The sequence below is a fragment of the Streptomyces sp. NPDC043176 genome (assembly GCF_056436715.1).
Map to the genome: position 1 here is coordinate 1 of NZ_JBWKCA010000026.1, position 22,130 is coordinate 22,130.

The following is a 22,130-nucleotide window of genomic DNA, read 5'->3' on the forward strand; positions in this document are numbered from 1 at the left end:
TGGTGAGTTCCTAGACAGCTCCCACCACACCGGAGGTCTTCGCCATGTTCAAGACCAGACCAGTGTCAACAACGCTCGTGATCAATACACCTAGGGCTTCGCGGGGGCGGGGAGGCGGAGTTCGGGGGGGAGGGTGTCGGGGAGGGGACCGAGGGCCGCGAGGGCGGCGGAGGCCCGGGGCGCGTGGAGGGGCGAGAAGCGCGGGTTGATGCGGAGGGCCTCGGAGAGGTGCCGCCGCGCGGGCCCCGTCCGGTCGAGGGCGCGTTCGATCTCGGCGCGGTGGTAGGTGAAGAGCGCGCTGCGCAGCCCTTCCTCGGTGGCCAGCTTCGCGTAGCCGAGGGCTTCCCCAGTTGCCCCTGACCGGTGCAGCGTCCAGCCGAGCGCGTCGGCGACGTGGACGGAGCGGTGGCCGCGGGCCCATTCGGCCCGCATGCGCACGGCCGCGGCCGCCGGGTCGCCGTGGTCCGCGTCGAGGAGGCCGAGGGTCACCTCGGCGCCCGTCCAGGTGCCGGTCCGCAGCTCCGCGTACAGGGCCCGCGCGTCGGCGTCGCGGCCGAGGGACTCGTACAACTCGCCGGCCTCCAGGAGGTACTCGGGGCGCGGCAGTCGGGCGAGGGCGGCCCGCCAGTCGCGCAGGGCCTCGTCCGTGCGGCCCTTGGCCGCGAGCGCCCGTGCCCGGCCCGCGAGGGAGGGACCGTGGTCCCGTACGAGCCGCAGGGCGGCCCCGTAGTGCGCCAGCGCCTCGTCCGCATCGCCCCGCTCCCACGCGAGGTCGCCGAGCCGGGCCAGCGACGCCGTCTTCTCCGCGTCGGTCTCGGCGAGGGCCACCGCGTCGAGGGCCGCGGCGTCGGCGTCCTCCCGCCAGCCCCGGTCGCGGTACGACTGCGCGGCCCGGGTCCGCACGGACGCGCCCGCGTGGAGCCCTTCCAGGGTCTCCACGGCCTTGCGCGCCGCCTTGTAGTCCCCGAGGCCGTTGTAGGCGTCGATCAGCACCGGGTACGCGGGCCAGCGCCGCGGGTCCGCCTTGCGGACCCGCTCGCCCCACTCCTTGGCGGTCTTCCAGTCGCCGCGGGCTCCCGCGAGCGCCCCGAGTCCCAGCTGCGCGTCCAGGTTGCCGCGCGCGGCGGGCCGTTCCGTGAGGGAGCGGCGCAGCGCCCGTTCGGCCCGGGGGTAGTCGCGTGCGTCGCCGACGCGGGTCCCCCGCTCGGTGTACGCGGCGCCGAGCTCCGCCCAGGACGCGTCGTCGTCGGGGTGGGCGCGCAGCCACATCTCGCGGTCGGCGATCAGCGCGGCCAGGTCCGGCAGGGCGGCCTGCGCGCCCGCGTGGGCCGCGATCGTCGCCCGCTCCGCCGGACTCGGCGGGGACGGCGGGCCCTGGCCGGTGAGTTCGGGGAGGTACAGCAGCGCCGTCGCCGCCAGCACGGCGGCCACCCCGGCCCCGAGCACCGTCCGCGACACGTTCTGGGGTTTCATGGCGCTCACTGTGCGCCCGCACCGGCCTGTACGAAGAGCACACGAAGCGCCCGCCCCGGCGGGTTCACACCGATGGCCCCGGGTGCCAGGCTGGGACGCATGGACGATCTCCTGACGCGGCTGCGCGCCGGTCTCCCCGCCGAGGCGCTGCTCACCGATCCGGACGTGACGGCCTCGTACGCCCGCGACATGGCGAGTTTCTGCGCGGCCGGGGTCCCCGCCGTCGTCGTGCTCCCGCGGACGGTCGAGCAGGTCCAGCACGTGATGCGGACCGCGACCGAACTCCGCGTCCCCGTCGTGCCCCAGGGCGCCCGTACCGGCCTGTCCGGCGGCGCCAACGCCTCCGACGGCTGCATCGTGCTCTCCCTGGTGAGGATGGACCGCGTCCTGGAGATCAACCCGGTCGACCGGATCGCCGTCGTCGAACCGGGCGTGGTCAACGCCGTGCTGTCCCGGGCCGTCGCCGAGCACGGCCTGTACTACCCGCCGGACCCCTCAAGCTGGGAGACGTGCACCATCGGCGGGAACATCGGCACCGCCTCCGGCGGCCTGTGCTGCGTCAAGTACGGGGTGACGGCCGAGTACGTCCTCGGCCTCGACGTCGTCCTCGCCGACGGCCGGCTTCTGTCCACCGGCCGCCGCACCGCGAAGGGCGTCGCCGGGTATGACCTGACCAGGCTCTTCGTGGGATCCGAGGGCAGCCTCGGCATCGTCGTGCGGGCCGTCCTGGCGCTCAAGCCGCAGCCGCCCGCCCAGCTCGCGCTCGCCGCCGAGTTCCCGTCCGCGGCCGCCGCCTGCGCGGCCGTCTGCGCGATCATGGAGCGCGGCCACACCCCGTCGCTGCTCGAACTCATGGACCGCACCACCGTCCAGGCCGTCAACAAGCTGGCGCGCATGGGGCTGCCCGACACCACCGAGGCACTGCTCCTGTGTGCCTTCGACACCCCGGACCCGGCCGCCGATCTGGCCGCCGTCGGGGAACTGTGCGCGGCGGCGGGCGCCACGGAGGTCGTACCGGCCGCGGACACCGCCGAGTCCGAGCTCCTCCTCCAGGCGCGCCGGCTGTCGCTCACGGCCCTGGAGACGATCAAGTCCGCGACGATGATCGACGACGTGTGCGTGCCGCGGACGCGGCTGGCCGAGATGCTCGACGGCACGGCCGCCGTCGCGGAGAAGTACGGTCTGACGATCGGCGTCTGCGCGCACGCGGGCGACGGCAACACCCATCCCGTCGTGTGCTTCGACCACACCGACGAGGACGAGTCCCGGCGGGCGCGGGAGTCCTTCGACGAGATCATGGCGCTCGGGCTCGCCCTCGGCGGCACGATCACCGGCGAGCACGGCGTGGGCGTCCTCAAGAAGGAGTGGCTGGCACGGGAGCTGGGGCCGGTCGGTCTCGAGCTCCAGCGCGGCATCAAGGCGACCTTCGACCCGCTGGGGTTGCTCAACCCCGGAAAGCTGTTCTGAGGCCCGTTCGGGGCGCTGTACGGGGGTCACAGCTCGCCGTCCTGCGACTCGTCCGACGGCCACGGGTCGCGCAGCCACAGGTCGTCGGCGAGCACGGTGGTCGCCAGGAGTTCGGCCAGCCCGTCGTCCATGCCGAGCCGCTCGGACTCGGTGCCCGGCGGGACGGCCCGCAGGGTGCGCTCCAGCCAGGCCGACACCTGCGCGGCGGGGGCTTCGAGCAGGGCGTCGCCGTCGGGCGAGGAGAGCGCCATCAGGACGACGCTGTGGCCGTCGACCTTCGTCGGCCAGATGCGGACGTCGCCGTGGCCGCAGGCCCGGAAGACGCCCTCCACGAGCAGTTCGCGGGCGAAGGTCCAGTTGACCGGGTGGTCCGAGCCGACGTGGAAGGTGATGTGGACGGCGTACGGGTCGTCGGTGCGGTAGGCGAGCCGGGCGGGCACGGGGATGGAGCGCTCGGGGGAGAGCACCAGCTTCAGCTCCAGCTCGCGCTCGACGGTGGTGTTGTCGGTGTTCTGCATGGTCGTGCTCCCTCTCTCGTACGGCCCCGGGCGGGCCCTCACGGGGAGAGAGCGGGGTGCCCGCCGTTCATTACGCGACTTCGGGAAGTTTTTTCCGGGAAGTTTTTCCGGGGAGCGCGCCGGGCAGGATGCAACGGCCCGAACATCACCGGGAGTGATCGATTCCGTTACGAGTCCCTCGAAGGCGGCCTTTCTCGCGGGCTCTTTGTTCCCTCGGGGACGTTCTTCGTTACTGTCCTCCTTGGGCGCGGCACGCCCGGCGCGCGGCCGTGCGGATCAAAGGCGTTGTGACTGAACGGAGTCGGGGCAGTGGCTACTCCTCCTGGAGGCGGCGAAGAGGTACCGCAGGCGGGGTACTACCCGGACCCGTCCATTCCCGGATACATCCGGTACTGGAACGGCGGCGCCTGGGTGCCCGGCACGAGCCGGCCCGCGCCCCAGGGGGGCGAGATCCCGCCCCACCCGCCCGCCTCGGCCATCCCGGCCGGCCCCCTCCTGGCCTCCGGCCCGGCGCCGGCACCCGTCCCCGTCTCCGCACCCGAGGCCGGCCGGCCCGCCGGGACTCCGGAGCCGGTACGACAGGCGGAGCCCGTACGACAGGCGGAGCCCGTACGACCGGCGGAGCCCGTACGGACCCAGGCCCCCGTGACACCGCACCCGGTGACGCCGCCGAACCCGGCGACACCGAACCCGGCGACACCGAACCCCGCGACGCCGACCCCCGTGACGGCGCCCGACCCCGTACGGGCCGAGGCCCCCGTGCCGCCCGCCGCTTCCGTGCCGGCCCAGCACGCGCCGTCCGCCGCGCGGCCGCAGCCCCGGGCCGCCGCTCCGGCGCCGGTGCCCGGGGTGGAGGAGACCGGCCCCGTCTTCTTCGACGAGGAGCCGGCCGCTCCGGAGCCCGCCTCGGCCTGGCAGGCGGACAGCTCCCGCCAGACCGGCTTCGGCGGCGACCTCGACCGGAAGGTCTCCTGGGGCGCGCCCCGGACCGCCGACCCACGGACCCCGGCCGAGTGGCCGGTCGCGGGCGGGAGCGAGCCCGAGGCGCCGGACGCCGCGCCCGCCGGGGCGCCCGACCCCTGGGCGACCGGCGGCGCCGCCCGCCTCGGCGGGATGCCGGTCACGCCGATCCCCACCCCCTCGCCGGCGCCGGAACCGCGGCGCGACCCGCGGCCCCAGCCGGCTCCCCAGCCCTCCCCGGCGGCCGCGGCCCCCGCGACCCACCAGGCGCCGGCCCCCGCCCCCGTGCCCAACCCCGCGTCCGCGGGGCCCTCCTGGGCGCAGCAGCCTTCCCCGCCGCAGGAGCAGCAGCCGGTCGTCCCCTGGAAGCCGCCGGTCGAGGACGTCTTCCAGCAGGCGGCCCGTGAGCAGGCGGCGGCCCGGCCCGCGGGGCTCGGCAGGCGGCTGCTGGCGCGGCTGATCGACACCGTGGTCCTCGGCGCGCTCGTCGGCGGCGCCGCCTTCCCGTTCGTGACCGCCGCGCTCGACCACATCGACGGCAAGATCGAGGCGGCCCGGCAGTCCGGCGTCACCGTCCAGGTCTGGCTGCTGGACTCGACGACCTCCGTCCAGTTCGGCATCGCGCTGGCCGCGCTGTTCGTGATCGGCGTCCTGTACGAGGCGCTGCCGACGGCCAAGTGGGGCCGGACCCTGGGCAAGAAGCTGTGCGGCCTCGAGGTGCGGGACATCGAGGCGCACCAGCCGCCGACGTTCGGGAAGGCCCTCGTCCGCTGGCTCGTCTACAGCGTTCTCGGACTCCTCGTGATCGGCGTCCTCAACGTCCTGTGGTGCCTCTTCGACCGCCCGTGGCGCCAGTGCTGGCACGACAAGGCGGCCCGCACCTTCGTGGCCCGGTAACGCCCGCGCCGGGCCGTCCCCCGAACGGGCGACGATCTTTTGCGGGGTCGTCGCCCCCGGGATGCACTGCCCCCATGAGCACCGATCAGCCGCCGCCCGGCCAGCCGCCCGACGAGGATCCGTTCCTCAAGAGGCCGCAGGAGCCTCCGCCCCCGTCAGCCGGCCAGCCGCCCCCCGGTGGGCCCCCGCCGGACGGGCCCCCTCCGGGAGGCCCCCCTCCGGGAGGCCCCCCTCCGGGAGGCCCCCCACCGGGAGGGCCGCCGCCGGGGAGCCCGTACGGCTCCCCGTACGACAACATGCCCCCGCCCCCGCCCCCGTACGGGAGCGGCTACGGCGGCGGTTACGGCGGGACGGACCCGCTCGCCGGGATGCCGCCGCTCGCCGACTCCGGGCGCCGCATCGTCGCGCGGCTCGTCGACTGGCTGATCGTCGCGATCCCGCTCGCGATCATCGGCATCCCGTTCGACGTCTACGAGCGGGCCACCCGCGACGGCAACGACTTCGGCGACACGGTCAACAGCTTCAACGGCGGGAGTCAGCTGGTCTTCCAGCTCATCACGATCGTCGCGTACGTGGCGTACGACACGGTGATGGCGGCCAGGAACGGCCAGACCCTCGGCAAGAAGCTGATGAAGCTGCGGGTCGCGATGCTCAACGACGGCTCGACGCCCCCGATGAGCCAGTCGCTGCTGCGGGCCGTCGTGCTCTGGGTGCCCGCGCTGGTCTGCTGCGCCTGCCTGTGGCCGCTGCTCCTGCTGATCCTGATCCTGGTCGACAAGCCGTACAAGCAGGGTCTGCACGACAAGGCGGCGAAGACGGTGGTGGTCTCGGTCCTGCGGTAGAACGGACGAACCGTCACGAACCGATCCGGGTATCGGCCCCCGCGCCCACGCGTGCGGCCGGTACCCGGATCGGTTCGTTCCCGGGGGCCGGCGGAACATCGGCGGAGCTCTTGACGGGCCTCGTCCGTGCGGGCATCGTCACCGCCACGAGGATGCCGAGCAGGAGTCCGGAGGCGCAGACCACCGCGATGCCGAGGGTCGTCGTCACCCGGGAGAGCAGCAGCAGGGCGACGGTCGCGAAGACGACGGTGGCCGAACCGCAGGCGAGCTGCGCGGCGTTCGGACGCTGCATGACGGGTACCGCCCTCTCGGGACATCGGCTCGACTCTATGACGGTGGATGCCCGGACGGGGTCGGAAGTAAGCGTGACCTTACCCACGGTGTGGTTGCACGGGGGGCGCACGGGGTCACGACTTGCCCAATTCTCGGCCGTGATGCGCCTGCCGGGCGTCCGGATACCGGAATCCGGCTCCCACATAGTGCACTTGGTATGTGCAAGTCAAGATCTGTCTTTTCTTGTCTCACTCCGGTCGAATGTCGTCACTTGTGACGCGCGACCCCGCCGGACGGACACCCCACCATTCGGTCCGAGGGCGGCGGGCGCCGGGGAGGAACACATCAAGTGACCAACAGACGACGGGCGATCAGAGCGTCCGCAGTCGTCGTGGCGCTCGCGGCCACCGCCGCCACCGCCTCGACCTTCACCACCGCCTGGGCCGACAACCACGTCAGCGTGGAGCCGGCCGGCATCCAGACCGTCGACAAGACGACGGTCGACCACGACCTCGCGGGTCCGTTCAGCGAGCAGCAGGCCCAGCAGCGCAAGGCCGCTCTGGAGCAGGTGCTCAACGGCGAGGCCAAGGTCGAGAAGCGCGGCGGCTCTCAGGTCGTCAAGCTCGGCAGCAAGAAGTACGTCGAGCTGGGCCGCGAGAAGACCGACAAGATCTTCACCATCCTCGTCGAGTTCGGCGACCAGGTGGACAACACCACCCTGGTCGACCGCAAGGACGACGACACGCCGGACCTGAAGCCGAAGTACGGCGGCACGCCCGGCCCGCTGCACAACGCGATAGCCAAGCCGGACCGTGCGAACGACAACTCCACGGCCTGGCAGGCGGACTACAACCAGCAGCACTTCCAGGACCTGTACTTCGGCACCGGCAAGGACGCCAAGGGACAGCCCAAGCAGTCGCTGAAGACCTACTACGAGAAGACCTCGTCCGGCCGCTACTCGGTCGACGGCACGGTCTCCGACTGGGTCAAGGTCCCGTACAACGAGGCCCGTTACGGCTCGAACTACTGCGGTCAGACCAACTGCGCCAACGTCTGGGACACCGTCCGCGACGGCCTCAACGCCTGGGTCGCCGACCAGAAGGCCAAGGGCCAGACCGACGCCCAGATCAAGGCCCAGCTGGCGACGTACGACCAGTGGGACCGTTACGACTTCGACGGCGACGGCAACTTCAACGAGGCCGACGGCTACATCGACCACTTCCAGCTCGTGCACGCGGGCGAGGACGAGTCGGCCGGCGGCGGCGCCGAGGGCACGAACGCCCTGTGGGCCCACCGCTGGTACGCCTACGGCACCAACGCGGGCAAGACCGGCCCCACGAACAACAAGGCCGGCGGCACCCCGATCGGTGACACCGGCATCTGGGTCGGCGACTACACGATGCAGCCGGAGAACGGCGGCCTCGGCGTCTTCGCGCACGAGTACGGCCACGACCTCGGTCTGCCGGACCACTACGACACCGCGGGCGGCGAGAACTCCACCGGGTTCTGGACCCTCATGTCCTCCGGTTCCTGGCTCGGCCAGGGCAAGGACGCCATCGGCGACCTGCCCGGCGACATGACCGCCTGGGACAAGCTGCAGCTCGGCTGGCTGAACTACGCCAAGGTCAACGACTGGCAGCGCTCCACCAAGACCACCCACAAGCTGGGCGTCTCGGAGTACAACACCAAGAACCCGCAGGCGCTCCTGGTCGAGCTGCCGAAGAAGCAGGTCACCACCGACGTCGTCGCGCCCGCCGAGGGTGCCACGCAGTGGTGGAGCAACATGGGTGACGACCTCAAGAACACCCTGACCCGCTCCGTCGACCTCACGGGCAAGACGTCCGCCTCCCTGGAGCTCCAGGGCTGGTACGACATCGAGCTCGACTACGACTACCTCTACACCGAGGTGTCGACCGACGGCGGCGCCAACTGGACCGCCCTGGACGGCACCGCCGACGGCGTGGCCCTCCCGAAGGACGCCTCCGGCGCCCCGGCGCTGACCGACGTCTCCGGCGGGCACAAGAAGCTCGTCTACAACCTGGGCGCCTACGCGGGCAAGAAGTTCGACCTCCGCTTCCGCTACCAGACGGACGGCGGCGCGGGCGGCAAGGGCTTCACCGCCGACGCCATCACGCTGACCGCCGACGGTGCCACCGTCTTCTCGGACAACGCCGAGAACGGTGACAACGGCTGGGTGTCGAAGGGCTTCTCGCGCATCGCGAAGGGCTTCACCAAGGAGTACGAGCAGTACTACATCGCGGAGAACCGCCAGTACGTCTCGTACGACGCGACCCTCAAGGTCGGCCCGTACAACTTCGGTTTCACGGGTGACAAGGCGAGCTGGGTCGAGCACTACGCGTACCAGAACGGCCTGCTGATCTGGAAGTGGGACCTGTCCCAGAAGGACAACAACACCTCCCAGCACCCGGGCGCCGGTCTGGTCCTCCCGATCGACGCGCACCCGAGCCCGCTGAAGTGGTCCGACGGCACGCTGATGCGCAACCGCGTGCAGTCGTACGACGCGCCGTTCAGCCTGTCCCGCACGGACGGCTTCGCGCTCCACAAGGCCGGCGTCTCGACCTGGGTCCCGTCCCAGGCCGGCAACCCGACCTTCGACGACCGCAAGGGTGTCTACTGGTTCGCCGAGACCCCGCGTGCCGGTGTCCAGGTAACTGACACCAACACGAAGATCCAGGTCGTCAAGGAGCCGAAGGATGGCCAGACGATCACGGTTCAGGTCGGTCCCTCGACCAAGTAATTCGTAAAACCGCAGGTCAAAGCATGATCGGCCGTCGCCCTCTAGCGGGCGGCGGCCGATCGTGTTTAGGTGCCTCTGACGCTTTTCTTATTGACATCTCATCCACGGGGGAGTGGTTACGCATGCCCAACGGAGGGTTCTGCAAGCTGCCGGGCGGCAGCGTGGTCGTCGCGATAGGGCTCCCCAGCCCTGCCCGCGACGGGGCCACGGTCCGCTTCCTGGTGCACGCCGCGAACCGTGCCCGCGCCCTGACCAGGCTGCGGAACCTCGGTCTCCGGGCGGTCTACCTCCGCGGCAACTCCGAGCCGCCCACCCCGGACGAGATCACCGCCGTCCTCCACCACCCCGACGGCCTCCTCTGGAAATCCACCCCGGGCACCGCCCAGGAACTCTGGCACCCCGTCCGCTCCCTCCCGAGAGAGCCCGCCGCGTAGGGGTGTCTTGCCGATCGTGCCGGGCTCGCGGGACCTGGCACGCACGCTCGCCGCGTCGTCGTCGGCCCCGAGCCCCCTCACGCCTCTCCGGGAGGCGTGAGGGCGTCGATCCTGGCCGCGAGGTCCGGGTGGGCGGCGGCCAGGTGGGGTCGGGCGGCGGTCAGGGGGGCGATGAGGTCGGCCGCGTCGTCGTGGGCGAGAGCCGCGTGGAGCTCGCCGAGCGGACGGCGGGCGGCCGGGGCGAGGTCGGCGAGGGCGGTGATCTGGCCGGCGAGGCGGCGCAGGTCGGCGGCGTTGCCGCGGGCCCAGGTGGCCGTGGTGCGCTCGGCGGCCCGCGCCTGGCGGGTGGCCGTCACGCGCTGCTCGCCGGTGCTCCCGGCGGGGCCGGGGCGGCCGCGCAGATAGCGCCGCTCGGCCGCCTGGCGGCTGGCGACGCCGAGGGGGTGGGCGAGGTCCGCCCAGCTGGCGCCCGCGTCGCGGGCGGTTTCGATCAGGCCCGTCTCCCATCCCGCGAGCTGCTCACGCACGTGCCGCAGCAGCGTCAGGGAGGCCAGGGCCTGCTCCGCGCCGGGGCCGTCGCCCCCGGGAGCGTCCGGGGGGTCCCGCTGGGCGTCGCGCAGGACGTCGCCTATGGCCGTGAGGGCCGCCGCGGCGGCGAGGAACGACGTCGGGCCGTACGGGTGCGCGCCGGTCGACGGCGGCGGTTCGGCTGCGGTCACGGGCACCTCCCTCGGGTTGTCATCATCTCGACGACATCGTGTTTGTCATCCATTGGATGACATGTTACAACGGTGTCAGTGAGGCGCATTGGCAGTTACTGCCTGAACCTGCTGGAGGTGTTTTCACGATGTTGATGCGCACTGACCCCTTCCGTGAGCTGGACCGGCTGGCACAGCAGATGATGGGCCCGGGCACCTGGTCCCGCCCGTCGGTGATGCCGATGGACGCCTACCGCGAGGGCGACGACTACGTCGTGGCCTTCGACCTTCCCGGTGTCAGCGCCGACGCGATCGACATCGACGTCGAGCGGAACATGCTCACCGTCAAGGCCGAGCGCCGGCCGACGGCGAAGACCGGCGACGTGCAGATGGAGCTGTCCGAGCGGCCGCTGGGAGCCTTCTCCCGCCAGATCGTGCTCGCCGACACCCTCGACACCGAGCGCATCAAGGCCGACTACGAGGCGGGCGTGCTCACCCTTCGCATCCCGATCGCCGAGCGCGCCAAGCCCCGCAAGATCTCCATCGGCGCCGGTTCCGACCGCAAGGAGATCTCCGGCTGACACCGGCCGGACACGCGCGGAGGACGGGCACCCGATCCCCCTCGCCCGTCCTCCGCACCCCGTGGACAGTCCGAAGAGGAGAAGGGGGCGGCAGAGATGAGTCCGCGACGCGCGGCGTTCCTCGACGACGTGAGGGAACGCGGCGCCTACGACACCACCGAGGAAGCCGAGCGCGCGGCCCGTGTCGTGCTCGCCCTGCTCGGCGCGCACCTGGTCGGCGACGTCCGCGCCCATCTCGCGGCGTGCCTGCCGGAGGGCTTCGCCCTGATCCTGCTCAACCCGCTGCAGAGCGTCGAACCACTCTCCCCCGAGCGGTTCGTCCGGGCGACCGCCGCCTGGATCGAGGGCGCCACCGAGCGGACCGCGGCATGGGACGTCAGCGCCGTGCTGTCCACCGTCGCCGACGTCGTGGGCGATGACCTGCTGGGGCAGATCCTGCTCCAGCTGCCCGTCGGCTACGACCTCCTCTTCGGTCGCCCCCAGCCCATCTGACCGAGACGGGTGGTGCCGTACGCTCCGGCACCACCCCATCCCCACCACTCCCTGCTCCACGAAAGGCATGCACCGCAGTGATCACCGACGCGCGCGTATCGCATGAGCACCGGCAGTCGTACGGGACGGCGTACGAGCAGATGCTGGAGAAGGTCCGTTACGAAGGCGCCTACCCCACCCGCGAGCGGGCCGACGAGGCCGTCCGCATGGTCCTCGGGGGGCTGGGGCGCCAGCTGACCGGCGACGAGCGTGTCGATCTCGCCGCCTGTCTGCCCCTGGAGGCCGCCCGTGCCCTCACCGCGCAGGTCCCCGACATCGAGCCCCTGACCGGCTGGGCCTTCGTCAAGGACCTCGCGTCCCGCACCGGCGCCTCCCTGGCCGCCACCCGCTGGGACACGGGATCCGTCTTCGCCGCCGTCGCCACCCACGCCGGTCCCGACCTCGTCACCCGCATCCTGAACCGGCTCCCCACCGGCTACGCCCTGCTGTTCGGCCGCGCCGAACTCGTGTCGGCCGCCTAGGGCCCGTACCGCCGGAGGGGCTCAGGCGACGACCGGCCGGCCGGTGAGCCGCACGCCCGCCGTCCGGAGCTCCTCCAGGGCGCGGTCGGTGGTCTCCTCGGCCACTCCCGCCGTGAGGTCGAGCAGCACCACGGTGCGGAAGCCCTCGCGCGCGGCGTCCAGGGCCGTCGCCCGCACGCAGTGGTCGGTGGCGATCCCTACGACGTCGACCTCGGTGACCTCACGCTCGCGCAGCCACTGCGCGAGCGTCATGCCGTTCTCGTCGAACCCCTCGAAACCGCTGTACGCGGCGGAGTACGCGCCCTTGTCGAAGACGGCGTCGATCGCCCCGCTGGCGACGGCGGGCGCGAAGTTCGGGTGGAAGCCGACGCCCTCCGTGCCGGCGACGCAGTGCACCGGCCAGGACGACACGTAGTCCGGGGCCTCGCCGGCCGGGGCGAAGTGCGCGCCCGGGTCGACGTGGTGGTCACGGGTGGCGACCACGTGCCGGTAGGAGGTGCCCGCCGTCTGGCCGATCAGGTCGGTGATGGCGGCGGCGACGTCCGCGCCGCCGGTCACCGCGAGGCTGCCGCCCTCGCAGAAGTCGTTCTGAACGTCCACAACGATCAATGCGCGGTGCATGGCGGGTGTCCTTAGCGCGTCGGATGGGGGTGGGGCCTCGGGGGACGGGTTCGAGCCTAGAGACTTCCCCCTCCCGGCGGGAGAGGGCGTCCCCGAGGACTCCTCCGGGTGCTCCCGCGGGAGCACCCGGAGGGGGTGACGAGTGCCGGTCGGCGGCACCCGCAGGGGTTCACGGGTACGCGGCCGGCGGTACCCGGAGCCGCTACAGGTACTCGGTCGGCAGGACCGGCTCGCCCCGGGAGAGCTGGATCGCCGACATCGGCAGCGCGCCGCGGGCCGCGATGTGCCGCGACCTGGCGGCCTCCAGCGGTTCCCGGGCCACCACGTCGCCGCCCTTGACCAGCTCGACCAGGAGCTGGTGGTCGGCGAGCTCCGGCGGGACCGGGCCGGTGCCCACGACCTCCGCCTCGGCGACCCCGTACGCGTCCGGCCGCCGGGCCGCCCACTTGCGGCCGCCGACGGACGCCTTGCCGCCCAGGGACTTCTTCGCGACCGGCACCAGCGGCGCCTTGAGGTCGGCGGAGGAGGCCCGCGCCACCAGCTTGTAGACCATGGAGCAGGTCGGGTGGCCGCTGCCGGTCACCAGCTGCGTCCCCACCCCGTACGCGTCGACCGGGGCCGCCGCGAGCGAGGCGATGGCGTACTCGTCGAGGTCCGAGGTGACCACGATCCGGGTGTCCCGGGCGCCCAGCTCGTCGAGCTGCGCCCGCACCCGGTGGGCGACGAGCAGCAGGTCGCCGGAGTCGATCCGGACGGCTCCCAGCTCGGGCCCGGCGATCTCGACGGCGGTCCGGACGGCCTCGGTCACGTCGTAGGTGTCGACGAGCAGGGTCGTACCGCGCCCCAGGGTCTCGACCTGGGCCCGGAAGGCGTCCCGCTCGCTGTCGTGGAGCAGGGTGAAGGCGTGCGCGGAGGTGCCGACGGTCGGGATGCCGTAGCGGAAGCCGGCCGCGAGGTCGGAGGTGGAGTCGAAGCCGCCGACGTACGCGGCGCGGGAGGCGGCGACGGCCGCCAGCTCGTGGGTGCGCCGGGCGCCCATCTCGATCAGGCGCCGCCCGCCGGCCGCGGCCGACATGCGGGAGGCGGCCGCGGCGATGGCCGAGTCGTGGTTGAGGATCGAGAGGATCACGGTCTCCAGGAGCACGCACTCGGCGAAGGAGCCCTCGACGCGCAGCACGGGTGAGCCGGGGAAGTACACCTCGCCCTCGGGGTATCCCCAGATGTCGCCGGAGAAGCGGTAGCGGGCCAGCCACTCCAGGGTCGGCTCGTCGACGATTCCGTGCTCGCGCAGGAAGCCCAGGACGGCGGGGTCGAAGCGGAAGTTCTCGACGGCGTCCAGGACCCGTCCGACACCCGCGAGGACTCCGTAGCGCCGCCCTTCGGGCAGCCGCCGGGTGAAGACCTCGAAGACGGAGCGCCGGTCGGCGGTGCCGGCCCGCAGGGCCGCCTGGAGCATGGTCAGCTCGTACTGATCGGTGAAGAGCGCGGTCGACGGCACGTCCACCGGCAGCCCAAGGTCCGCAGCGTTCATGCCAGCGATGCTAGCGCAGAAATCGTCAGAGTGACGATTTCTATCGTCGCGGATGTGCCGCATCCGTGACGTGCCGTACGCGGGCCGTACGCGTGCCCCGGGCGCGCCCCGTTTGCGCGACGGGCCCCCCGGGGTGACAACATGGGGTGAGTGAGCGTCGCGCCTATTGAGATCGAACGTACGGAATCGGCCGAGGAGGTCTCCGCGGTCGCCGAACCCGACGTGCCGTGGGTGACCCTCGTGCACAACGATCCGGTCAACCTGATGAGCTACGTGGAGTACGTCTTCCAGTCGTACTTCAACTACTCCAAGGACAAGGCGCACAAACTGATGCTCGACGTGCACCACAAGGGCCGCGCGGTGGTCTCCAGCGGCACCCGCGAGGAGATGGAGCGCGACGTGCAGGCGATGCACGGCTACGGCCTCTGGGCGACCCTCACCCAGGACCGCTTCTGATGGCCGGCCACTTCGAGGCGCTGCCCGGCGGCGGCGCGGCCGTCGCCCTCGACGACGTCGAGATCTCCATCCTGCGCTCCCTCGCCGTCCAGCTCATGGAGCTGATCGGGCCGGGCGACGAGCCGGCGGAGGACGCCGACCCGCTGGCCGCCCTCTTCGCCGAGGGGCCGAGCGAGCCGCCGTCCGACCCCGCCCTCCGCCGCCTCTTCCCCGACGCGTACGGCGACGACAGCGAGGAGCTGCGGGCGGCCGCGTCCGACTTCCGCCGCTTCACCGAGCACGACCTGCGGGCCCGCAAGCGCGACGACGCCCTCGTGGTGGTCCGCGCGCTGGACGGGCTCTCCGCCGAGGTGGCGGACGAGGGCGGGGCGGTCCTGAAGCTGACCCCGGACGAGTCCCGGGCCTGGCTCGGCGCGCTCAACGACCTCCGGCTGACCATCGGCACGCGCCTGGACGTCACGGACGACGAGGAGAGCGAGCGGCTGTACCGGCTGCCGGACTCCGACCCGCGCAAGCCGATGGTGATGGCGTACCTCTGGCTGGGGGCGCTCCAGGAGTCCCTCGTCGCGACCCTGATGCCGTAGCGGGTCCCTCCCGACGCGTGTTCGCTCAGCGGACGCTCAAATCCGGATAACGAATGCGTTATCAGAGCGTCCGCTGCGCCATCTTGAGTCCTGTTTGTACGTATTTATATGTGGCGCACGTCACGCCCAACTCCCTCGATCACCCCCCAGCCCGTGATAAATCTTCACGACCGCTCGGGGACGCCACCCCTGTTCCCGAGGGCGCTTGGACCGGCTGACCGCCGGTGGCACTCCATCCACATCCGGGGGGATCAGGATCTGATCCGCGGCAGACGCACTCGCAGTCGCGCGGATCAGCATGGAGAAAGGCGCACCACCATGACCTCAGTGCAGGTCGACAAGCAGCACGACGGCAATGAGGCCGAGGACTCCGCCTCGGGCGAGGGTTACCACCGGGCACTCGGGGCCCGCCAGATCCAGATGATCGCGATCGGCGGCGCCATCGGCACCGGCCTGTTCCTCGGCGCCGGCAAGGGCATCTCCATCGCGGGACCGAGCCTCATCCTGGCGTACGCCATCGCGGGCCTCGTCATCTTCTTCATCATGCGGGCGCTCGGCGAGCTCCTCATGTACCGCCCGGTGTCGGGCTCCTTCTCGGAGTACGCCCGGGAGTTCATCGGCCCCTTCGCGGGCTTCGCGACCGGCTGGACGTACTGGCTCTTCTGGGTCGTCACCGGCATCACCGAGGTCACCGCCGCCGCGACCTACATGACGTACTGGTGGGACATCCCGCAGTGGCTCTCCGCCCTCGTCTTCACCGTGATCCTCTACGGCGCCAACCTGATCTCCGTGAAGCTCTTCGGTGAGCTCGAGTTCTGGTTCTCCATGGTCAAGGTCACCGCGATCGTCGGCATGATCCTGATCTGCGCCGGCATCCTCACCCTCGGCTTCTCCGACGCCGGCGACACCGCCTCCGTCACCCACCTGTGGGACCTCGGCGGCTTCTTCGCCGGCAAGGACGGCATCGGCTCGACCCTGATGACCCTCCAGATGGTCATGTTCGCCTTCCTCGCCGTCGAGCTCGTCGGCGTCACCGCGGGCGAGTCCAAGGACCCGAAGACGGTCCTGCCGAAGGCGATCAACACCGTGCCGTGGCGCATCGCCGTCTTCTACGTCGGCGCGCTGATCATGATCCTGTCCGTCGTCCCGTGGACCGAGTTCCAGCCGGGCGTCAGCCCGTTCGTCGCGGCCTTCGAGAAGATGGGCCTCGGCGTCGGCGCCGCGATCGTCAACTTCGTCGTCCTCACGGCCGCCCTGTCGTCCTGCAACTCGGGCATGTACTCCACCGGCCGCATGCTGCGCGACCTCGCGCTCAACGGCCAGGGCCCGAAGGTCTTCACCAAGCTGACCAGGTCCGGCACCCCGCTCGTCGGCACCACCTTCTCGGCCGCGCTGATGACGGTCGGCGTCTGGATCAACTACCAGTGGCCCGGCGAGGCGTTCAACTACGTCGTCTCCTTCGCCACCATCTCCGGCATGTGGGCCTGGATCGTCATCCTGGTCTGCCAGATCCGCTACCGCCTCAAGGCCGACCGGGGCGAGCTGCCGCAGTCGCCGTTCAAGGCGCCCGGCGGCATCTGGTTCAGCGTCTTCTCGCTCGCCTTCATCGCCATGGTCATCGTGACCATGGCCATGGACGCCGGCAACCGGGTCGCGCTGTACGGCGCGCCGGTGTGGGGCCTGATCCTCGGCGTCTCCTACCTGGTGCTCAAGGCCCGCAACCCCGAGGGCGCGGCCTTCGCCAAGCGCTCCTGACGGCCTTCCGTCCAGCATCCGGGCCGCCCCGTACCACTCCTCGGTACGGGGCGGCCCGTCTGTTTATCCTGTCGGCATGCTGACCATCACCCGGGCCCTGTACGACCAGATCGTGGAACACTCCCGCGCGGACCACCCCGACGAGGCCTGCGGCGTGGTCGCGGGCCCGGCCGGCAGCGGCCGCCCCGAGCGGTTCATCCCGATGCTGAACGCCGCCCGCTCGCCCACCTTCTACGAGTTCGACTCCGCGGACCTGCTCAAGCTCTACCGAGACATGGACGACCGTGACGAGGAACCCGTCATCGTCTACCACTCGCACACCGCCACCGAGGCCTACCCGTCCCGCACGGACATCTCGTACGCCAACGAGCCCCAGGCCCACTACGTCCTCGTCTCCACCGCCGACACCGACGACGCCGGCCCCTTCCAGTTCCGCTCCTTCACCATCGTCGAAGGCGTCGTGACCGAGGAAGAGGTCCGGATCGTCGAGGCCTACGCGTAGGACCCGCCGTCCTCCCTACGCGGAGGACCCGTCCGACGCCGTCGTGCGGAACCTCGCGAGATACGCGGAGGGCGTCACCCCGAAATGCCGGGCGAACGCCCTCCGCAACGTCTCGTCACTCCCGAGCCCGCTCCGCGCGGCGGCCCCCGTCACGCTCGCCCCGCCCTCCAGCAGCACCCGTGCCGCCTCCACCCGCACCCGCTCCACGTACCCCGCCGGCGTCGCCCCCACCTGCTCCCGGAACAGCCGGGCCAGATGCCGGGCACTGACACCCGCGCGGCGCGCCAGCACCGCAGCGCTGTGGTCCGCCGCCGGATCCGCCACCACCGCGTCCAGGAGCGGGCGGACCACCGGATGCCCCGTCGGGGGAGTGCGCGACGCCGCCGAGAACTGCGACTGCCCGCCCGGCCGCTGCAGGAAGACCACGAGATCCCGCGCCACCGCACGGGCCGCCGCCGGCCCCCGGTCCTCCTCCACGAGCGCCAGGCACAGATCGATCCCGGCCGTCACCCCCGCCGAGCTCCACACCCGCCCGTCCCGCACGTGGATGGCGTCCGGCTCCACCCCCACGTCCGGATACCTGCGGGCCAGCTCCGCCGCGTGCTCCCAGTGCGTCGTCGCCCTCCGCCCCGACAGCAGCCCCGCCGCCCCCAGCGCGAACGCCCCCGTGCAGACCGACGCCACCCGGCCCGACCGCGCCGCGAGCCCCGCCACCGCCGGAGCCGCCGCCACGCACAGCTCCACGTCCACCGCGCCCGGCACGACCAGCGTGTCCGCCCGCGGCACCTCCCCGGCCGCGAGATCCACGCCGATCCGCAGCCCGCACGAGGTCCGGACGCCCCGCCCGTCCGGGGAGCACACCCGCACCCCGTAGCCGGACCCGGCCGTCGAGAACACCTCCAGGGGCGCCGAGACGTCGAGCAGCCGGACCCCGTCGAAAGCGAACACCCACACCTCGTGCGTCGTCATGTGTCCGATTCTGTGGGATGCCTGTCCCCAGGGACATGGCGGGGGCGCGGCCCCGACGGCGAGGCTGGTCCCCATGAATCCGATGACGCTCGTCCCCGACAGCAGGCTCGCCACCGCCGCCACCGAACTCGTCCGCGACACGGCGAGCGACCTCGTCTACGACCACTCCCGCCGCGTCTACCTCTTCGGCGCGCTCCAGGGCCGCGCCCGCGGCCTCGACTTCGACCCGGAACTGCTCTACGTCGGCGCGATGTTCCACGACCTGGGCCTGGGGGAGAAGCACCGGGGCAGCGGCCGCCGCTTCGAGGTCGACGGCGCCGAGGAGGCCGCCGCCTTCCTCCGGGCGCAGGGCGCCGACGAGGACGCCGTCCGGCGCGTCTGGACCGCGATCGCGCTGCACACCACCCCCGGCGTCCCGGAGTTCATGGAGCCCGAGATCGCGCTGGTGACCGCCGGCGTCGAGTACGACGTGCTCGGCATCGGCTACGACGACCCGGCCGTCGTGACCCCCGAGGACCGGGCGGCGATCGTCGCCGCCCACCCCCGCCCCGACTTCAAGAGCCGCATCCTGGCCGCCTTCGCCGAAGGCATCGCCCCCAAGCCGGACACCACCTTCGGCAACGTCAAGGCCGACGTCCTGCGCCACTACGTGCCCGGCTTCGTCCCCGGCGACTTCGTGACCACCATCCGCGACTCCTCCTGGCCCGAGTGAACCCCTCCGGAACCCGGCCGGGCGGGCGACACCGTCCGGCGCCTCCCGGCCGAGTGAGAGACTGGCCGGTACCAACGGGCGGCAGGACCCAGGAAACCGGTGCGAATCCGGCGCGGTCCCGCCACTGTGACTGCCTCCCCGGGAGGCGGAAGCCAGGAACTGACCTGCCGCCTCTCACCACCGATCGGGGACGTGGAAATCCCCGGAGGAGGCCTGTTCCGGCATGTCCTGGCGCCGCCCGCTGCTGTCCGCAGCCGTCCTGATCCCGCTGCTCGCCGCCTGCTCGGCCGCCCCCGAGGCCGCCGCACCGCCCGCGGAACCCGCCGCCGGATTCCCGTACACCGTCACCAACTGCGGTGTGCGGCACACCTACCAGGCACCGCCCCGGCGCGCGGTCACCATGAACCAGCACGTCACCGAGATCATGCTCGCCCTGGGCCTGGAGAAGTCGCTCGTCGGCACCGCCTACCTGGACGACGCGATCCTCCCGGCCTACCGGAAGGCGTACGACAGCGTGCCGGTCCTGGCGAAGGAGTACCCGTCCAAGGAGGCGCTCCTCGCCGCCGACCCCGACTTCGTGTACGGCGGTTACTCCTCGGCCTTCTCCGCCAAGGACGGCCGGAGCCGCGACGACCTCGGCCGCTCCGGCATCGCGACCCGCCTCAACACCGAGTACTGCCCGACCGGTTCGCCCTCCGTCGACGACCTCTACCGCGAAGTCCGCGAGACCGGCCGGACGTTCGGCGTCCCCGACCGGGCGGAGGCGTGGATCCGGCAGGCCGGCGCCACCGTCGCCGCCACCGGGAAGAGGCTGAAGACCGTCCGGCCCGTCTCCGTCTTCGTGTACGACAGCGGCGACAAGACCGCCTTCACCGCCGGCGGCAAGGGCATCGGCAACGAGCTCATCACCCGCGCCGGCGGCCGGAACGTGTTCGCCGACCTCGACAAGCCCTTCGGCGACGCCACCTGGGAGCAGGTCGTCGACCGCCGCCCCGACGTGATCGTGATCTACGACTACGGCTCCACCACCGTCGAACAGAAGAAGAAGCGCCTCCTCGACGACCCGGCGCTCAAGGACGTCCCCGCGATCAGGAACCACCGGTTCGCCGTGATGCCCCTCTCCGACACCGTCCTCGGCGTCCGCGTCCCCGCCGCCGTCGGCACCCTGGCCGCCCAGCTCCACCCCGCCCACCTCGCCGCCCGGTGAGCACCACCCTCCGCCCGGCCGGGACCGGCGCCCGCACCGCGCCCCCGGCCGGGGGCCCCGCGCGCGCCGCCCGGTACGCCCTCGTCGTCACCGGCCTCGCCCTCGCCCTCGCCGCCGCCGCGCTCGCCTCCCTCGCGCTCGGCTCCGTCCGCGTCCCGCCCGGCCGGGTCCTCGACGCCCTGACCGGGCGCGCGGGCCCCTCCCCGTACCGGACGATCGTGCTCGACGTACGCCTGCCCCGCGTCCTCCTCGGCGTCGTCGTCGGGGCCGGACTGGCCGTCGTCGGCGCCGTCCTCCAGGCCCTCGTCCGCAACCGGCTCGCCGACCCCTTCCTCCTCGGCATCTCCTCCGGAGCCTCCGCCGGAGCCGTCCTCGTCCTGGTCGTCGGCGTCGGGGGAGGGGTGACCACCACCCTCGCCCTGCCCGCCGGCGCCTTCGCCGGCGCCCTCCTCGCGCTCGTCCTCGTCTACGGGCTCGCGCGCCGCGGCGGGACCATGACCGGCACCCGGCTCGTCCTCGCCGGCGTCGCCGTCTCCTACGTCCTCTCCGCCCTCGCCACCCTGCTCCTCGTCGTCGCCGGCCGGCCCGAACAGTTCCAGGAGGCGATGTACTGGTCCCTCGGCGGCCTCGGCAGCGCCCGCTGGGACACCCTCGCCCTGCCCGCCGCCGTCCTCGCCGCCGGCGTCGGCGTCCTCCTCACCCTCGCCCGCCCCCTCGACCTGCTCCTCACCGGCGAGGAGGGCGCCACCGTCCTCGGCCTCGACACCGCCCGCTTCCGCGCCGCCGTCTTCGTCCTCGCCTCGCTCGTCACCGCCGTCATGGTCGCGGCCAGCGGAGCCGTCGGGTTCATCGGCCTCATGGCCCCGCACGCCGCCCGCCTCGCCGTCGGAGCCCCGCACCGCCGCCTCCTCCCGGTCGCCGCGCTCGGCGGCGCACTCGCCCTCGTCCTCGCCGACCTCGGCGCCCGGACCGTCGCCGCGCCCCAGGACATCCCCGTCGGCGTCCTCACCGCCCTGACCGGCGGCCCGTTCTTCCTCTGGTTGATGCGCCGCCGCCCGGAAGGAGCACTCCGGTGACCGAGCTCCGCCTGCACGGACTCTCGTACGAGGACCGCCTCCGCTCCGTCGACCTCACCGTCCGCCCCGGCGAGACCGTCGGCCTCATCGGCCCCAACGGCAGCGGCAAGACCACCCTCCTGCGCTGCGTCTACGGCACCCTCGCCCCGACCGCCGGCCGCGCCACGCTCGACGGCGACGACCTCCGCGCCCTCGGCCCCAAGGCCCGCGCCCGCCGCGTCGCCACCGTCCCCCAGGACGGCGCCACCGAGTTCGAACTCACCGTCCGTGAACTCGTCGCCCTCGGCCGCTCCCCGCACAAACGGTTCTGGGAGGGCGACACGGGCGCCGACCGGGAGCGCGCGGCCGCCGCCCTGGCCCGCGTCGGCCTCACCGGGCTCGCCGACCGCCCGTACCCCACCCTCTCCGGCGGCGAACGCCAACGCGCCCTCGTCGCCCGCGCCCTCGTCCAGGACCCGGCCCTCCTCGTCCTCGACGAACCCACCAACCACCTGGACATCCGCCACCAGCTCGACGTCCTGGCCCTCGTCCGCACCCTGGGCACCACCAACCTGCTCGCCCTCCACGACCTCAACCTGGCCGGGGCGTACTGCGACCGCCTCTACGTCCTCGAACGCGGCAGGATCGTCACCGGCGGCGCCCCCGCCGAGGTCCTCACCCCCGCCCTCCTCGACGCCGTCTACGGGGTCGAGGCCGAGGTCATCCCCCATCCGAGGACCGGCAGCCCGACCGTCGTCTACCTGCACAGTCCGCCAGGCGGTCAGGAACCGTCCGCCATGTGAGATCACATTCCGGAACCCGGA

Annotated in this window: 23 protein-coding genes and 1 riboswitch; of the genes, 16 read left to right on the forward strand and 7 right to left on the reverse strand. The window is 72.5% G+C overall.

Going from position 1 to position 22,130, the window contains the following annotated elements; genetic code table 11:
• Positions 1–90 precede the first annotated feature (90 nt).
• Positions 91–1,473: a tetratricopeptide repeat protein gene (locus AC067A_RS31480; protein WP_479246220.1), complete on the reverse strand. Its 1,383-nt coding sequence runs from the start codon at positions 1,471–1,473 to the stop codon at positions 91–93.
• 99 nt (positions 1,474–1,572) lie between these two features.
• Between AC067A_RS31480 and AC067A_RS31485 the strand changes: the two genes are divergently transcribed.
• Positions 1,573–2,940 (forward strand): FAD-binding oxidoreductase, encoded by a 1,368-nt coding sequence (locus AC067A_RS31485; RefSeq protein ID WP_479246222.1) that lies wholly within the window; start codon positions 1,573–1,575, stop codon positions 2,938–2,940.
• Positions 2,941–2,966: 26 nt separating this feature from the next.
• Here AC067A_RS31485 and AC067A_RS31490 read toward each other — a convergent pair whose 3' ends face one another.
• Entirely contained in the window at positions 2,967–3,458 is a 492-nt protein-coding gene (locus tag AC067A_RS31490) for an SsgA family sporulation/cell division regulator (protein WP_479246223.1), read from the reverse strand.
• Positions 3,459–3,767: 309 nt separating this feature from the next.
• Here AC067A_RS31490 and AC067A_RS31495 point away from each other — a divergent pair, with 309 nt between their 5' ends.
• Both AC067A_RS31495 and AC067A_RS31500 read left to right on the forward strand, forming a co-directional pair.
• Positions 3,768–5,315, forward strand: coding sequence for an RDD family protein (locus AC067A_RS31495; protein WP_479246224.1), 1,548 nt, complete (start codon positions 3,768–3,770; stop codon positions 5,313–5,315).
• Positions 5,316–5,389: 74 nt separating this feature from the next.
• Positions 5,390–6,157, forward strand: a complete 768-nt coding sequence (locus AC067A_RS31500) for an RDD family protein (RefSeq protein WP_479246226.1) — start codon at positions 5,390–5,392, stop codon at positions 6,155–6,157.
• 13 nt (positions 6,158–6,170) lie between these two features.
• On the opposite strand, the gene AC067A_RS31505 is transcribed toward AC067A_RS31500, so the two are convergent.
• A complete protein-coding gene (locus AC067A_RS31505) occupies positions 6,171–6,449 on the reverse strand; it encodes a hypothetical protein (RefSeq protein ID WP_479246228.1) in 279 nt (92 codons plus the stop codon).
• A 330-nt stretch (positions 6,450–6,779) separates the two neighbouring features.
• Between AC067A_RS31505 and AC067A_RS31510 the strand changes: the two genes are divergently transcribed.
• Positions 6,780–9,188, forward strand: coding sequence for an immune inhibitor A domain-containing protein (locus tag AC067A_RS31510; RefSeq protein WP_479246230.1), 2,409 nt, complete (start codon positions 6,780–6,782; stop codon positions 9,186–9,188).
• Between the two features lie 122 nt (positions 9,189–9,310).
• On the forward strand, positions 9,311–9,622 hold the full coding sequence (locus AC067A_RS31515; protein WP_033208243.1) for a hypothetical protein: 312 nt from the start codon (positions 9,311–9,313) through the stop codon (positions 9,620–9,622).
• A 77-nt stretch (positions 9,623–9,699) separates the two neighbouring features.
• On the opposite strand, the gene AC067A_RS31520 is transcribed toward AC067A_RS31515, so the two are convergent.
• Entirely contained in the window at positions 9,700–10,341 is a 642-nt protein-coding gene (locus AC067A_RS31520) for a type III effector protein (protein WP_479246232.1), read from the reverse strand.
• A gap of 128 nt (positions 10,342–10,469) precedes the next feature.
• On the opposite strand from AC067A_RS31520, the gene AC067A_RS31525 reads away from it, so the two are divergent.
• The 3 genes from AC067A_RS31525 to AC067A_RS31535 all read left to right on the forward strand — a co-directional run bounded on the left by AC067A_RS31525 (position 10,470) and on the right by AC067A_RS31535 (position 11,914).
• Positions 10,470–10,901 carry an Hsp20/alpha crystallin family protein gene (locus AC067A_RS31525; protein ID WP_479246234.1) on the forward strand — a complete coding sequence of 144 codons (432 nt, stop codon included), beginning with the start codon at positions 10,470–10,472 and terminating at the stop codon, positions 10,899–10,901.
• A 96-nt stretch (positions 10,902–10,997) separates the two neighbouring features.
• Positions 10,998–11,393 (forward strand): DUF2267 domain-containing protein, encoded by a 396-nt coding sequence (locus tag AC067A_RS31530; RefSeq protein WP_479246235.1) that lies wholly within the window; start codon positions 10,998–11,000, stop codon positions 11,391–11,393.
• Positions 11,394–11,470: 77 nt separating this feature from the next.
• Positions 11,471–11,914 carry a DUF2267 domain-containing protein gene (locus AC067A_RS31535; protein WP_479246236.1) on the forward strand — a complete coding sequence of 148 codons (444 nt, stop codon included), beginning with the start codon at positions 11,471–11,473 and terminating at the stop codon, positions 11,912–11,914.
• Positions 11,915–11,935: 21 nt separating this feature from the next.
• Here the strand turns inward: AC067A_RS31535 and AC067A_RS31540 are convergent, their stop codons facing one another.
• Together AC067A_RS31540 and AC067A_RS31545 are read right to left on the reverse strand one after the other, a co-directional pair.
• Positions 11,936–12,535 carry a nicotinamidase gene (locus tag AC067A_RS31540; protein WP_479246238.1) on the reverse strand — a complete coding sequence of 200 codons (600 nt, stop codon included), beginning with the start codon at positions 12,533–12,535 and terminating at the stop codon, positions 11,936–11,938.
• A 202-nt stretch (positions 12,536–12,737) separates the two neighbouring features.
• On the reverse strand, positions 12,738–14,066 hold the full coding sequence (locus tag AC067A_RS31545; protein ID WP_479246239.1) for a nicotinate phosphoribosyltransferase: 1,329 nt from the start codon (positions 14,064–14,066) through the stop codon (positions 12,738–12,740).
• Between the two features lie 150 nt (positions 14,067–14,216).
• On the opposite strand from AC067A_RS31545, the gene clpS reads away from it, so the two are divergent.
• The 4 genes from clpS to AC067A_RS31565 all read left to right on the forward strand — a co-directional run bounded on the left by clpS (position 14,217) and on the right by AC067A_RS31565 (position 17,363).
• A complete protein-coding gene (clpS, locus tag AC067A_RS31550) occupies positions 14,217–14,522 on the forward strand; it encodes an ATP-dependent Clp protease adapter ClpS (RefSeq protein ID WP_479246240.1) in 306 nt (101 codons plus the stop codon).
• Positions 14,522–15,106 carry a DUF2017 domain-containing protein gene (locus AC067A_RS31555; RefSeq protein WP_479246241.1) on the forward strand — a complete coding sequence of 195 codons (585 nt, stop codon included), beginning with the start codon at positions 14,522–14,524 and terminating at the stop codon, positions 15,104–15,106. Before clpS ends, AC067A_RS31555 begins: the two co-directional genes overlap by 1 nt.
• 318 nt (positions 15,107–15,424) lie before the next feature.
• Positions 15,425–16,861: an amino acid permease gene (locus AC067A_RS31560; protein WP_479246243.1), complete on the forward strand. Its 1,437-nt coding sequence runs from the start codon at positions 15,425–15,427 to the stop codon at positions 16,859–16,861.
• A gap of 76 nt (positions 16,862–16,937) precedes the next feature.
• The gene (locus AC067A_RS31565) at positions 16,938–17,363 is read left to right on the forward strand and encodes a M67 family metallopeptidase (protein WP_479246245.1); all 426 of its coding nucleotides are present in this window, start codon (positions 16,938–16,940) and stop codon (positions 17,361–17,363) included.
• Positions 17,364–17,378: 15 nt separating this feature from the next.
• Here the strand turns inward: AC067A_RS31565 and AC067A_RS31570 are convergent, their stop codons facing one another.
• Positions 17,379–18,332: a GlxA family transcriptional regulator gene (locus AC067A_RS31570; RefSeq protein ID WP_479246246.1), complete on the reverse strand. Its 954-nt coding sequence runs from the start codon at positions 18,330–18,332 to the stop codon at positions 17,379–17,381.
• A gap of 73 nt (positions 18,333–18,405) precedes the next feature.
• Here AC067A_RS31570 and AC067A_RS31575 point away from each other — a divergent pair, with 73 nt between their 5' ends.
• From AC067A_RS31575 to AC067A_RS31590, 4 genes are all read left to right on the forward strand, one after another.
• A complete protein-coding gene (locus tag AC067A_RS31575) occupies positions 18,406–19,044 on the forward strand; it encodes an HD domain-containing protein (protein WP_479246248.1) in 639 nt (212 codons plus the stop codon).
• A 66-nt stretch (positions 19,045–19,110) separates the two neighbouring features.
• Positions 19,111–19,226: riboswitch (cobalamin riboswitch) on the forward strand.
• 41 nt (positions 19,227–19,267) lie between these two features.
• Positions 19,268–20,251 carry an ABC transporter substrate-binding protein gene (locus AC067A_RS31580; protein WP_479246250.1) on the forward strand — a complete coding sequence of 328 codons (984 nt, stop codon included), beginning with the start codon at positions 19,268–19,270 and terminating at the stop codon, positions 20,249–20,251.
• Positions 20,248–21,327, forward strand: coding sequence for a FecCD family ABC transporter permease (locus AC067A_RS31585; protein WP_479246252.1), 1,080 nt, complete (start codon positions 20,248–20,250; stop codon positions 21,325–21,327). Before AC067A_RS31580 ends, AC067A_RS31585 begins: the two co-directional genes overlap by 4 nt.
• Complete coding sequence (locus AC067A_RS31590; RefSeq protein ID WP_479246254.1) at positions 21,324–22,109, forward strand: ABC transporter ATP-binding protein; 786 nt, start codon at positions 21,324–21,326, stop codon at positions 22,107–22,109. Before AC067A_RS31585 ends, AC067A_RS31590 begins: the two co-directional genes overlap by 4 nt.
• Positions 22,110–22,130: the final 21 nt, after the last annotated feature.